This window comes from Acidipropionibacterium jensenii (assembly GCF_005890135.1).
GTDB lineage: Bacteria > Actinomycetota > Actinomycetes > Propionibacteriales > Propionibacteriaceae > Acidipropionibacterium > Acidipropionibacterium jensenii.
In genome coordinates this window covers 460,808-473,890 of sequence record NZ_CP040635.1, presented here as the reverse complement: position 1 = coordinate 473,890, position 13,083 = coordinate 460,808, and the positions used below count along the sequence as shown (strand labels likewise).

Here is a 13,083-nt window from a genome sequence, read left to right as displayed (position 1 = left end):
TCAGGGGGCCGGGCACATCTGCGTCTGCGGGGGCGTGCAGGGCCGGTGGTGTCGGGCCGGTGGTGTCGGGTCGGTCGCTTGTCGGGGGCAGCGCGGGGACCCGGTCGGGGGAGACGCGGCCACCCACCACCCGCCGACCGGGCTCAGGCCCCGGCCACCGTGCCGAAGAGTCGTCCGACGCCGTAGGTGACGGCCATCGTGAGCAGGCCCATGCCGATATTGCGCAGTACGGCCCGGACCTTGGGGGCCCCGCCCAGGTGAGCGCTCACCAGGCCGGTGATCGCCAGTGCCAGAGCCACTGCCAGCACACAGATCAGGACAGCCTGGGACAGCGGCAGCAGAATCGCGATGAGTGGGATCGCCGCACCGACGCTGAATGACACCAGCGAGGAGACCGCCGCCAGCCAGGGGTTGGTGAGATCGTCGGGGTCGATGCCCAGCTCCGCCTCGGCATGGGCCCGCAGCGGATCGCGGGCGGTGAGGTCCCTGGCCACCAGGGCGGCGACGTCGGGGGTGACGCCGCGGTCGACGTAGATGTCGGTGAGCTCCTTGAGCTCGGTGTCGGGCATCGTGTCGAGTTCCCACTGCTCCTTGGCGAGCAGCGCCCGTTCGGTGTCTCGCTGGGTGCTCACCGACACGTACTCGCCGCCGGCCATCGAGAAGGCGCCGGCCACCAGGGCGGCGATCCCGGCGGTGGCGATGGCGAAGGTCTGGCTGGTGGCGCCGGCCACCCCGATGACCACTCCGGCGGTCGACACGATGCCGTCATTGGCACCGAGCACCCCGGCGCGCAGCCAGTTGAGGCGCTGGTCCACAGAGCCCAGGTGCTGCTCTCCTGAATGGGGGTGTCGCGTGGTTGACCGTCTCAAGGAAGGTTCTCTCTGTCGGGTGGGTGGGGGATCGAGCCACCACTATATCTGCAGCGTCGAGCTCCCGGGCGGCGCTCGGGAGTTCCGCTCAATCGGCCACCAGGTCGCCGTCGACGTAGCACCATCGTCCGGCCCGTCTGGCGAATCGCGCCACCTCGTGCAGGCAGTCCTGCTGGGCCCCGTCGCGGAAGAAGGCCCGGTACTCCACGACTCCGGTGGAGTCCCCGGGCTGGCCGTCCTGGGTGCGCACCACCTCCAGGCCGGTCCACCTGAGCCCGTCGTCGTCGATCAGTTCGGGGCGGGTGCGGGGATGCCAGGTGACATAGAGATGGTTCCAGCGTCCCAGCACATGGGCGGTGTAGCGCGAGCGCATCAGTGCCTCGGCCGAGGACGCTGCGCGGGGATCGTCCAGGACGGGCCCGCAGCACTTGCCGAGAGGCAGCCCGGAACCACAGGGACAGATCGTGGAAGCCATCACGGTCCTATCGTGCCCGCTTCCCTCCGGTGATGCCCGCCGGGCGGCGTCGTCCTACCGGCGTCTCCCTCTTGAGGGGATCCTCCAGAGGGCAGACGCCCTCAGTGGTGGAACTGGGACCGTCGGGCGAACTCGTCGGGCAGCGGGGACTGCAGCGAGTTGAGCTTGTGCACCTCGGCTGTGAGGTCGGTCAGCAGGGCTGTCGCCAGATCGTGGCTCATCCCGAACCTGACGACGATCCGCTGGAGCACGACATCCGACATGGCGTCGGCCATCGGGTAGGCGGGCACCAGCCAGCCCCTCATCCGGAGCCGTTCGGCCAGATCGTACAGACTCCAGTTGTCGGTGTAGCCCTCCTTGAGCACCCATGCGAAGACCGGGATGGTGTCGCCGCGGCTGATGAGCCGGAAGGGGCCGAGCTTCTCGATCGAGCCTGACAGGAAGGTGGCGACGTCGATCGAGTTCTGCTGGACCTCGTGGTAGCCCTCGAAGCCCAGCCGCAGGAACTGGTAGTACTGCAACAGCACCTGGGCTCCGGGCCGTGAGAAGTTGAGCGCCAGGGTGGGCATGTCCCCGCCGAGATAGCTGACGTGGAAGATCAGGCTCTCAGGTATCACCTGGGTGTTGCGCCACACGACCCAGCCGAGGCCGGGGTACACCAGTCCGTACTTGTGCCCCGAGGTCGAGATCGAGTTGACGCGGTCCAGGCTGAAGTCCCACGCCAGGTCGGGCTGGCAGAAGGGCGCCACCATGGCACCCGAGGCCCCGTCTATGTGCATCCTGATGTCCAGCCCGGTGTCGGCCTGGATGGTGTCGAGCTTGTCGGCGATGGCGGCCACGTCGTCATAGAGGCCGGTGAAGGTCTGGCCGAGGATGGCGACGACGCCGATGGTGTTCTCGTCGACGTAGTCCTCCAGGCCGGTGCCGTCGAGCACCAGGTGGTCGGGGGTCACCGGGACGTAGCGGGGTTCGACGTCCCAGTAGTTGCAGAACTTCTCCCAGACGACCTGGACGGCCGCCGACATCACCAGATTGGGCTTGTCGCTGGGCTCTCCGTGAGCCCTGCGCCGCTCCTGCCAGAGCCGCTTGAGTGCCAGCCCGCCCAGCATGCAGGCCTCCGAGGAGCCGATCGTGGAGGTGCCGAGGGTGTCGTCGATGTCGGGCACGTGCCACAGGTCGGCGAGGATCCGCCAGCAGCGCTCCTCGATGGCGGAGGTCGCCGGGTACTCGTCCTTGTCGATCATGTTCTTGTCGGCGGACTCGAGGTAAAGCTTCTTGGCGTAGTCGTCCATCCAGGTGGTGACGAAGGTGGCCAGGTTCAGCCGCGAGTTGCCGTCCAGAATCGATTCGTCGTGGACGATCTGGTAGGCGGTCTCGGGCTCGCTCATCGAGTCGGGGAGTGTGAACTTCGGCAGATCGGTCGCCTCGCCGGGTCTGACGAAGATCGGGCTGAGGCTGAGGTTCGGATCGACGTTCGTGGAGTGATGCGGCTGGGAGAGCCGGGCCTTCCGGGGATGTCGAGGGCTCGTCATGGTCACTCCTCGTCAGGGGCTGCGCTGTCCTGGTCACAGTAACTCTCGGTCCGGCCTCCCGAGGCCGAACTGAGGGTAGGGCCGAACGGTTCCCCGGACCTGACCTGCCCATCCCTCCTCAGGCGGGCCGCCGTGGGTGGGCGGCGACCGTCGCCTCCCCGAACCCATCTCGCTGGCCGGATCGGCGAGGATCTGCCTGCATCCGGCCCTCTTTCTGTCCTCCACTCAAGTTCTCACTATCTAGAGTGATGGTGTCACTGAGATACAGTGAGGCCCTCACTTGTCTACAGTCAGGATCAACTGACCATGGGTTTGGACATTGCCGCCCGGATAGCGCGACTTCGCTCACTGGGCTCCGACGAGGGAACGACCGAGGTCAAGAGCGCCGTCGGGAAGCTGCCCAAGCGAGTGTGGGAGGCGGTGAGCGCGTTCGCCAACTCCGGAGGAGGCCTCGTACTCCTCGGCCTGGACGAGCAGACCGGGTTTGCGCTGGCTCCGGGATTCGATCCGCAACCCATCTTGGACGCACTCAGCGACGGCCTCAATGCGACACCAGGCCATGGCACGAAAGTCACGCCGGTGCCACCCACTGAGGTGGAGCAGCTGGAGTTCGAGGGAGGGGTTGTTGTTGCACTTACGGTGCGACCACTGGTGGCGATTCCTGCGCCGTGCTTTGTGACGGATCAGGGCTTGGAGAATGGCGCCTATCGGCGTTGGGATGACCAGGACATCCACTTGTCCACCTATGCGATCTACCTGCTTCGGCATCGCCACGAACAACTGGGGACCGACCGTGAAGCGGTTGCTGCCGCGACTGTCCAGGACTTGGATCCGCATCTTCTGGATCGCATGATTGCCCGACTTCGCAAACAGGGATCTCGCGTGTTGACGGGAACCACCGACACACTCAGCCAGTTACGACGTCTCAATGTCGTTGACCAGGCCGGCCGCCCCACGCTCGCCGGCCTTCTGAGCGTTGGGACCTACCCGCAACAGTTCTTCCCCCAGCTGTTCATTGATGTGGCGGTGCACCCGGGTACCGCCAAGGGAGCCCAGCCGGGCAGCACCCGGTTCTTGGATCGGAAGGTGTGCGAGGGGCCTATTCCGGTCGCGGTCGATCAGGCAGTGCGAGCCGTCGCTCGCAACCTGCGTACGGCTCGCGTCGTGGAGGGTTCCCGCGGCACCGATGTGCTGGAGATTCCCGAGGAGGTGCTCCGTGAGGCGATCGTCAACGCGGCGACGCATCGCGACTACAGCTCCCATGTGCTGGGCCAGCAGGTGGCCGTCGACGTGTATCCGGACAGAGTGGAGATCATCAGTCCGGGTGGATTCTGGGGAAGTGTGTCGAGGGAGAACATCGGTGAAGGTGTGTCGTGTTCACGAAATGACTGCTTGGCGAAGCTGCTGACCCAGGTTCCGCTGCCTGACAGCGACGCGATGGTCTGTGAGAACCTGGGCTCAGGGGTGCCGCTCATGATCGGGGCCATGCGGTCACGGGGCCTCCCCATCCCAGCCTTCGACAGCAGCGCCGACAAGGTGAAAGTTGTTCTGCATCGGTTCGGCCTTCTGACACCCGAGACGCGTGAATGGCTCCATTCGCTGGGGGGGGCCACGCGCATCACGCCACGCCAGGAGATCGCGCTCGTGCTCACCCGCACTCAGGGAAATGTCACCCCTCATGACTTGCGGGAGCAGGCTGCAGTCGACTCTGACGATGCGCGGAACGATCTGGAGCGGTTGGTCGACCTCGGATTGCTCACCGAGACAGGCATCGAGACTTACGAGTTGCCGAGGGAACTTGACGCGGCGGTGCTGACTCCCGTCCAGCGTGACGTTCTGACTGCCGTGGATGCAGGGACTGCGAGGAACATTCAGGAGCTGGCCCGGAGAACCCACCGATCGGCAAACGCGCTTCGCCCGGTACTGCGCGACCTCGTGGCCCGGGGCCTCGTGATTGCGACAGCGCCCCCGACCAGTCGGAATCGCGCCTACTTGAGAGCTGTCGACGAGTCAGCGCATCCGGACAGTCCCCAACTGCCGCTGTAGACCAGTCGCTGGCAATCCACTCGATGTGGGTGCGTGCCGCTCATCTCAATGCCGGCCACATGAGTGACGGCCAATCCCCTTATGCAGCGCTCTGGTAGCCGGGAGCCAGCTCCTCCATCTGCTCGATGACCCGGGTGACGGCCTCGGGCTGCTTGTCCGGGGGGTACTTGTACTTGCGCAGAAGTCGTCTCACCGCGGCGCGCAGGGAGGCCTTGACGTCGTCGCGGACCTTCCAGTCGGTGCGGGTGTCGCGGCGCATCACGGCCACCAGTTCGCGGGCCATCTCGGCCAGGACGCCGTCGCCCAGCAGCTGGACTGCCGAGTCGTTCTGGCTCACGGCGTCATAGAAGGCCAACTCGTCGCGGTTCAGTGGTGGGGAGAAGCGCTTGCCCCGGTCGGCCTCGGCCTGGACCTCCCCGGCGACCGAGATCAACTCGGCGAGCACCTGGGCGGCGGTGAGCTGCTGGTTGGTGTAGCGCAGCATGAGGTCGGAGATCCGTTGGCTGAAGGCCGTCCGCCGGGCGATATTGCTGGCGGTGGCGGCCCGCGACTCGGTGATGAGCATGTCGCGCAGCGCCTCGATGGCCAGGTGCGGGGTCGTGCTCTGGCTCAGCGCCTCGGCGTCGCCGGGCTTCAGGGAGCGCAGATCCGGACGGTCCAGCCCCACCTCGCCGAAGATGTCGGTCACCCCGCCGGCCTCGGTGGCCTCGGCCACCAGGCCGCGCAGCATCCGCTGCACATCCTCGGGGATCGGTCGGCCGTTGGCCTCCCGCTCCTTGGCGTCGAACTTGGCCATCCACCCGCGGACCTGCTCGTAGAAGGAGATCTCCTGGCGCAGACCGGCCAGCGTCGTATCGCCGGCCGACAGCGCCCACATCCGGCTGAGCTGTCCCGACAGCATCCGGAACCGGTCCTTGAGGGTCTCCTGGCCCTCGGCCACCCGGTTGCCAGGGGTGTGGGGGGAGCGCAGATACTCCACGGCCATCGTCACCGCGTCGTGGGCGGCGCGGCGTCCCCCGCCCTCGAGAACCGGACGCCAGTCGCACCCGGAGAGCAGCCCCCGCAGCGCCTCGACCAGCCGGCGTGTGGTGGCCGCCGCCTCCCCGACGTCGCGCCCGATCTCCTCGGCGCTGGCACCGCCGTGGGTGTACTCGGCCAGGGCCGCCTTGAGGTTGGCGTCCAACGGGGCGTAGGCCACCAGCAGACCGTCCTGCTTGCCTCGGAAGGTCCGGTTCACGCGCGCCAGAGCCTGCATCAGCTGGGCCCCCTTGAGGGGCCGGTCCAGGTACATGGTGTGCCAGGGCGGGGCGTCGAATCCGGTGAGCATCATGTCCTTGACGATCACCAGTTCGAGCTCGTCGTCGATGTCCTTGAGCCGGTTCTTGATGGTCTTGTTGGCCGACTCGGTGCGCACATGCTTGCTGATCGGCGGCCGGTCGGAGGCCGATCCGGAGTACACCACCTTGATGACCCCGCGGGTGTCGTCGTCGGAGTGCCACTGCGGCCGCAGCGCCACGATCTCGTCGTAGAGCCTCGCCGCGATCTCCCGGGTGCCGCACACGATGATCCCCTTGCCGTGGGGGGTTTCATCGGGTTCTCCGTCGACCGGCTGGAGGGTGGGGGCGACCAGTCTCTGCCGGTTCTCCCAGTGGGTGACGATGTCGGCGGCCAGGGCGTGGAGTCGTTCGGGGGCGCCGTAGATGGCGTTGATGACGGCGACCGCCTGCTCGATGCGCTGGCGTTCGGAGTCGTCGAGGCCGGCGGTCTGCTCGTCGGCGGCGGCGTCGATCTGCTCGGCGGTGAGGTCGCTGGACAGCCGCACCTTGACCAGTCGCGGCTCGTAGTGGACCGGCACGGTGGCTCCGTCGGCGACGGCCCGGTCGAGGTCGTAGATGTCGATGTAGTCGCCGAAGACCGCGCGGGTGTTGCGGTCGGCCTCGCTGAGCGGGGTGCCGGTGAAGGCGATCAGGGTGGCGTGCGGCAGCGCGTCCTTGAGGTGGCGGGCGTAGCCGTCCAGGTCGTCGTAGTGGCTGCGGTGGGCTTCGTCGACGATGACGATGACATTGTGCCGGTCGGTGAGCAGCGGGTGGTCGGCGCCGGAGTCGCGCTCCTGGCCGGTGCGGCCGAATTTCTGCAGGGTGGTGAAGATGATCCCGCCGGAGTTCTTGGAGGACAGTTCCTGGCGCAGCTCCCAGCGGGTGGTGATCTGGAGGGGCGCCTCGGGCAGCAGGGTGGACCTGGCGAATCCCTCGTAGAGCTGCCCGTCGAGCTCGTTGCGGTCGGTGATGAGGACGATCGTCGGGTTGTGCAGCACCGGATGGGTCATCACCAGGTTGGTGTAGAACTCCATCTCCAGGGATTTCCCGGATCCCTGGGTGTGCCACACGACGCCGGCCTTCCCGTCGGAGTCGACGGCGGTCAGGGTGTGGGTGAGGGCCTTGCGGACCGCGAAGTACTGGTGGGGTTTGGCGATCAGCTTGGTGGGCCTGTCGCCGTGCTCGAAGGTGACGAAGTGTTTCACGATGTCGATGAAATGTCGTTGGTCGAACAGCCCGTAGGTGAGCGGCTCGAGCTCCTCGGTGGGCGGTGGGGAGAGCGGGACGCCCTGCTCGTCGACGGTCCACGGGCTGAAGTGGTTGTAGGGGGTGAACGGTGTGCCGTACTTGGCGCTGATCCCGTCGGAGATGACGGTGGCGACCACGGTGCGAAAGGCGGTGGGGAACTCGTCGAGGTAGGTGGCGAGCTGACTGTGGGCCTTGGAGATGGTGGCCCGGGTGCTGCCGGCGTCCTTGAGCTCGACGATCACCAAGGGCAGGCCGTTGACGTAGAGCACGACGTCGAAGCGGCGGTGGTGGCCGGACTGGCGGATGGTGACCTGCTGGATCGCGCGGAAGACATTGCGTTCGGGGTCGTCGGCCAGCAGTTGGATGGTCGGGGTCTGCTCGACGCCGTTGAGGTCGAGGTAGCTCAGCCCGCGGAAGCCGTGGACCAGGAAGGTGTGGATGCGCTCGTTCTCGGCGATGGCGTCCTGGGACGCCGGTGCGCAGATCATCGCGGCCGCCTCGGCCAGGTGGTTGGCCGGCACCTCGGGGTTCAGGCTTCGCAGGACCGTCAGGAAGTCGTCATGGAGGATGAGGTCGGACTCGGACTGGCGCTGCGCGGAGATCTCGGATCCCCTGCCCGGTTGCCAGCCGATCTGCCCGAGCCAGTCGAGCATGTCGGCCTCCCAGTCGTCCTCATGCATGAGCGACCTGCCGGCAGGTGACATCAGAGCACTTCCTCTACATGTGTCTCGGCATCCTTGACGCGGATGGTCCCGTCCATGAGAGCGGGGAGGAGAGTGTCACGAAGTGAGGCGAGAGTCCGGGATTCTGCACTCAGAATCTCGGCGTGCTGGAAGCAAGACCTCGCCAGATCGCCAAACTGTCGCATAGCCGCACGATCAGAGGTCAAGTGAATCGGAACTTTGGCGACATCCTGCGCCTTGACTCGCTGTCGACCCGATGTCCCCGTCATTCGTCGGATCGCCTCTGCTCTGAATGTTGCGTCGGTCGCGATGAAGTAGCTCACTTCGAGAGGGTACGGTTCTATACTGCGCAAAACGATGTACTCGGTGGATCCAATCCCGATTTCACCCTCGGCCAGACTTCCAACGAATGCAGTCTTGCCGTTCTCCAGACATGGAGTGATCCTGGCGAGAAGTGTGTCTCCGTTCGTGAAGCGAACTCCGCCCTTCGGGGTATCCCGAGTGAACTCGGGAATAGTGATTCCAGGGGTCGGGAGAGCCTGCATGGGGATCAATGGCGCTGGATCCTTTGGTGCTGGACGTTTCGGGTTCAGCTGGACGATGCTGTCAAGCGGACTGGTTGGAAGATCATTGCTTGCGAGATCTCGATCGAAGATAGCGCGCAGGTAGGACTCGGCGGTAGTGACGAGCTTGCGGTTGGCGGCGATCTTGTCGTCCAGCGCCCCCAACACCTCCGCAATGGCTTGCTGGACACAGATCGGTCGAATTGGCAGCTTGACCTGACGTAGGGCAGACTGCCTGATTCCAAGCACGGTTGTACCAGTCGCGCGGCTCTGGATATCGTTCGAAACTCGAGATGATTGTAGCGCATAGTAAAGGTATCGGGAGTCAAGGTGTCCGCTCCGGCCTCGAAGAGCGAACAGGCGCTGACCTAGTACAAGCGGTGAGTTTGTGTCGACCTGAGCGACCCTTCCAAGTGGTGCCTCGCTGGTGAGGATTACATCCCCTTTTTGAAGTGGTTCTGGCATCCATTTCTGATATGTCTCATCATTCACGAATCTCGCGTCGGTAAGGTCGATTAGGCCATCCTTCACCAACATTGCAGAGGCGACAGGGATTCCATAAGGTACGAATTCAGAGCCGAGCTTTTTTGGAGTCATACCACGATGGTCCAGTATGACTGACACGGCCGCCTCCAAAGGCTCCCAGTCAACGGCGACGCTCATGCGAGATTCTCTAAGGCTCGATGGACGCGGTTCTGTAAAAGTGATGACTCGGCGAATTGCGCATTGAGCTCACTTGTTAGCCTCGCGATCTTCTCGTCCAAGGGCTCGGCATCCTTGGGCGCCTCGGCCATCCCGACGTAACGCCCCGGCGTCAAGGCATAGCCGGCGGCCTTGATCTCGGCGGTGCTCACGGACTTGCAGAATCCCGCGACATCCTCGTACTCCGCGCCGGCCGCGGTGACTTCGGCATCCTCCTCGACGGTGACATCCGCAGTCGACACCGCCAGCTGCTCCATCCCTCGCCAGGCGTGGACGGTGTCGGCGATCCTCTGGATCTCCTCGGCCCTCAGCCCCCGCTGGGCCCGGGTGATCATGTAGCCCATCTCACGGGCGTCGATGAACAGCACCTGGCCGCGCCGATCCACCGATCCACCAGGACCCGCCCCCTTGTCGCGGGCGAAGAACCACAGGCAGGCCGGGATCCCGGTCGAGCGGAACAGCTTGTCGGGAAGCGCCACCATCGCCGCCACCATGTCGTGCTCCACGAACTGCGCCCGGATGTCGCCCTCGCCATTCGACGAGGAGGTCATCGACCCATTGGCCATCACCACTCCGGCGGTCCCGCCCGGCGCCAACTTCGACAGGATGTGCTGCATCCACGCATAGTTGGCGTTCTTGGCTGGCGGCACACCGTAGACCCAGCGCGGATCGGACTCCCGCCGGTTCCAGTCCTTGATGTTGAACGGCGGGTTGGCCATCACGAAGTCCATCTGCACATCGGAGTGGAAATCCAGCGCGAAGGTGTCCCCCCACCGTGGGCCCAGATTGCCGCCCAGACCATGAATGGCCAGGTTCATCTTCGCCATCCGCCAGGTCGACTCGTTAAGCTCCTGGCCGTAGACCGCGAGATTCGTCGGATCGGCGTCGTGGGCCTCCAGGAACTTCTCGGCCTGGACGAACATCCCGCCCGACCCGCAGCACGGGTCGTAGACCCGGCCGGTTCTCGGCTGCAGTACCTCGACGATGATCCGCACCACCGAGGCCGGGGTGTAGAACTCGCCACCGCGATGTCCCTCCGACAGGGCGAAATTGGCCAGGAAGTACTCGTAGACCTCGCCCAGCAGGTCCCTGGCCTTGGCGGCCCCCTGCCCGGAGAACTGCACCGAGTTCAGCAGGTCCATCAGCTCGGCCAGTCGGCGCTGATCCACATTGTTGCCGTTGAACAGCCTCGGCAGAGTGCCCGCCAGTGACGGGTTGTCGCGCATCAGCAGATCCATCGCCTCATTGATCCGCTGGCCGATGGTGCTCCCCTCGGTGACCTTCGCATCGGCCACCAGGGCCGCCCAGCGGGCATCGGGATCCACCCAGAAGGCGCCCGAGGCGTACTCGTCGCGATCCTCCAGGGTCTCGGCGACGTCCTCCTCGTCCAGACCCTCGGTCCGGGCCTGCTCGGCGATCTGGTCGCGCTTCTCCTGGAAGGCATCGGAGACGTACTTGAGGAAGATCAGCCCCAGCACGACGTCCTTGTACTGGGCGGCGCTCATCGAGCCGCGCAGCTTGTCGGCCGCCTTCCACAAGGTGTCCTTGAGCTCCTTGCGGGTCGACGGGGTCGTCACGGATCGCTCTGCCATCACTGGCCTTTCTCATCGACAGGGGCTGGCTCGGGGTGCGTGCAGGCCGCGGCTGCGAACCTCACCGCACCCGACGTCACTGATCGGGTGGCCAGACGCCGCAGCTCGCCGATCTGCGCCAACCGAGTGCGGGTCTGATCCTCCCACGCCTGTATCCGGGTCATGACGTCCTCCACCTCACGGCGGCTCCCCGAGACCAGCGGCACCTGCCATGACCGCCACTTGCCGATCCCGGTGCCAGGTCTCAGCTCATTGATGGTGGCCGCGATCGCTCGCGGGGAGCAGGACGCTGTCGGCGAGACCCGCAGGATCCGGGCCGGATAGGCCACCACCGAGCCTCCACCGGCGTCCACCACGGCATGCGGGGTCCCGGTCGAGGTGAAGACGAGGTCGTCGGGCGCGGTGAGGGCCGCCCCCGGGATGGCGGTGGTCAACGCGAGCAGGTCGACGCCGGCAGGCAGGTGAGTGGCCACGGCCTCGGCGGTCCACATCTGGAGCGTCCCGGCCGGGAGTCGGGGGAGCCGGTAACCGGAGATGATGCGGACCAGCCGCTTGCGGGCCAGGTCTCCCAGGGTGGCAGACAGCGCCGACCCGTGACCGCCCCCTCCGGCGTCCGAGGCCTCGGGCCTCAGCCCCGACAGCGGATCGGGCATCGGCTCGGCGAGAAGCGCCAGCAGCTCGGCCATCCGCGCGGCGTCGTCGGCCGCTGAGACGGGCAATGGGTCGGCGGGGGAGACGTCCAGGGCCACCAGGGACTGCGACAACGCGATGACCTTGGCGGCCTCGGCCCGGTGCAGGATCGAGAAGGCGCGCTGCCGTTCGGACCTGGCGACCGCGACCACGTCATCCAGCAGCTGCTGACTGGTCGCCGCATCCAGGCTGCGCCCCGACAGATCCCCGGCCCACAGGTGACGGGAGTCGCCCTCCGCCAGCAGCCACAGGGCCAGGTGCTCCCCGCCGCCTCCTCGCAGCAGCCCTGCCGGCAGGCGTACCGCGGCTCGCACCAGACCGCGGCGCAGGAAGGCGTCGCGTTGACCCACCAGGGCGTCCGGCAGTTCGTCGATGAGGATCGAGGCCGGGCCGAGGACCAGGGCGGTGGTGCCGGGGCCCATCTGGAGGGTGAGGTCGTCGATGAGGCCAAACGCCTCGGCGGTGGCGGGAGCGGCCTGGACAGAATCAGTGTGGGCGGAGTCGGTGTGGTCGGGATCGGACTGGGCCGGATCGGCGCGGGCGGGATCGGTGTGGTCGGGGACTCGTGCCAGGATCACCGACCCGGCGGGTAGATCCCAGTCGTCCTCCATGGCCACCGTGCCGACCTCGCAGCGATGAACCCGGTAACGGCGCAACGTTGCGCGCAGCGGCGTCCGCCGGGCAGTGGCCCGGTCGGAGGGCAGGTCACGGGCCAGCAGGATGGCCGGCGGCGTCAACGACTCGTCCGCGGCCAGCCTCAGTGCGGTGCCGGTCGCGGTGCCGGCGACGTCCACCAACTTGCTGTCCTCGCCCAACAGCGCTGCGGTGAGCTCGGCCAGGAGGTCGACCAGCGGTGCGGTGAGGCCGGAGGGGTCCGGATCGGCGGCCAGGAGCTGCTCGTAGGCCTCCGCGGGGGAGTAGGAGTTGTCGGCCACGGCGTCGGCGGTGCGGGCGAGCCGCTCGACGTCGGCCCCCTCCACCTCGGAGAACAGCCACTCGTCGTCAGGATCGAGGGCCTCCACATCGTCGAGCAGGTCCTCGACGTCGGTCTCGGCCAGGGCGTCGGCACCCAGCACCGCCCTTGCCGCCAGCAGGGTGAGCAGGTCTCCGCGGTCTGCCGGGTCGGTGGCCGAACTCGAGGCAACGGTGAGATCCGACGTCAGCTCCGGATCGGGATTGTTGCCGCGGCCGGTCGCCGACAGGTAGGTGAGGACATCCCCGGCGCTGAACCGGCCGTCGGCCCGCGGGGTGGGGAAGGGGGCGCCCGGGACGGCGCGCTGGCGCCACATGGAGACGACCGGACGCTGAACGTGCGCCAGCCGAGCGATGTCGGCCATCGACAGTGTGGCGGCCATGGCGTCTCCTCT

8 protein-coding genes are annotated in these 13,083 nt (G+C 66.6%); 1 reads left to right on the top strand and 7 read right to left on the bottom strand.

Going from position 1 to position 13,083, the window contains the following annotated elements; translation table 11 throughout:
• Positions 1-143: 143 nt before the first annotated feature.
• From FEZ32_RS02190 to gad, 3 genes are all read right to left on the bottom strand, one after another.
• Positions 144-815 (bottom strand): VIT1/CCC1 transporter family protein, encoded by a 672-nt coding sequence (locus FEZ32_RS02190; protein WP_232020937.1) that lies wholly within the window; start codon positions 813-815, stop codon positions 144-146.
• A 142-nt stretch (positions 816-957) separates the two neighbouring features.
• The gene (locus FEZ32_RS02185; RefSeq protein WP_126412839.1) at positions 958-1,344 is read right to left on the bottom strand and encodes a YchJ family protein; all 387 of its coding nucleotides are present in this window, start codon (positions 1,342-1,344) and stop codon (positions 958-960) included.
• 101 nt (positions 1,345-1,445) lie between these two features.
• Complete coding sequence (gene gad / locus FEZ32_RS02180; protein WP_138679787.1) at positions 1,446-2,876, bottom strand: glutamate decarboxylase; 1,431 nt, start codon at positions 2,874-2,876, stop codon at positions 1,446-1,448.
• A 306-nt stretch (positions 2,877-3,182) separates the two neighbouring features.
• Between gad and FEZ32_RS02175 the strand changes: the two genes are divergently transcribed.
• Positions 3,183-4,922 (top strand): ATP-binding protein, encoded by a 1,740-nt coding sequence (locus FEZ32_RS02175; RefSeq protein WP_051238318.1) that lies wholly within the window; start codon positions 3,183-3,185, stop codon positions 4,920-4,922.
• A gap of 79 nt (positions 4,923-5,001) precedes the next feature.
• Here FEZ32_RS02175 and FEZ32_RS02170 read toward each other — a convergent pair whose 3' ends face one another.
• The 4 genes from FEZ32_RS02170 to FEZ32_RS02155 are packed head-to-tail and all read right to left on the bottom strand — an operon-like array spanning position 5,002 to position 13,071.
• The gene (locus tag FEZ32_RS02170) at positions 5,002-8,166 is read right to left on the bottom strand and encodes a type I restriction endonuclease subunit R (protein ID WP_244937888.1); all 3,165 of its coding nucleotides are present in this window, start codon (positions 8,164-8,166) and stop codon (positions 5,002-5,004) included.
• Between the two features lie 23 nt (positions 8,167-8,189).
• Positions 8,190-9,395: a restriction endonuclease subunit S gene (locus tag FEZ32_RS02165; RefSeq protein WP_084149372.1), complete on the bottom strand. Its 1,206-nt coding sequence runs from the start codon at positions 9,393-9,395 to the stop codon at positions 8,190-8,192.
• A complete protein-coding gene (locus FEZ32_RS02160; protein ID WP_138679785.1) occupies positions 9,392-11,026 on the bottom strand; it encodes a class I SAM-dependent DNA methyltransferase in 1,635 nt (544 codons plus the stop codon). The genes FEZ32_RS02165 and FEZ32_RS02160 overlap by 4 nt, the downstream gene beginning before the upstream one ends.
• Positions 11,026-13,071 (bottom strand): hypothetical protein, encoded by a 2,046-nt coding sequence (locus tag FEZ32_RS02155; RefSeq protein WP_027586543.1) that lies wholly within the window; start codon positions 13,069-13,071, stop codon positions 11,026-11,028. Before FEZ32_RS02155 ends, FEZ32_RS02160 begins: the two co-directional genes overlap by 1 nt.
• Positions 13,072-13,083 lie beyond the last annotated feature (12 nt).

Bases quoted from the DNA above. Each gene is read 5' to 3' on its own strand.
- gad (WP_138679787.1), bottom strand. From the start codon at position 2,876: ATGACGAGCCCTCGACATCCCCGGAAGGCCCGGCTCTCCCAGCCGCAT.
- FEZ32_RS02175 (WP_051238318.1), top strand. From the start codon at position 3,183: ATGGGTTTGGACATTGCCGCCCGGATAGCGCGACTTCGCTCACTGGGC.
- FEZ32_RS02185 (WP_126412839.1), bottom strand. From the start codon at position 1,344: ATGGCTTCCACGATCTGTCCCTGTGGTTCCGGGCTGCCTCTCGGCAAG.
- FEZ32_RS02160 (WP_138679785.1), bottom strand. From the start codon at position 11,026: ATGGCAGAGCGATCCGTGACGACCCCGTCGACCCGCAAGGAGCTCAAG.
- FEZ32_RS02165 (WP_084149372.1), bottom strand. From the start codon at position 9,395: ATGAGCGTCGCCGTTGACTGGGAGCCTTTGGAGGCGGCCGTGTCAGTC.
- FEZ32_RS02155 (WP_027586543.1), bottom strand. From the start codon at position 13,071: ATGGCCGCCACACTGTCGATGGCCGACATCGCTCGGCTGGCGCACGTT.
- FEZ32_RS02170 (WP_244937888.1), bottom strand. From the start codon at position 8,166: ATGCATGAGGACGACTGGGAGGCCGACATGCTCGACTGGCTCGGGCAG.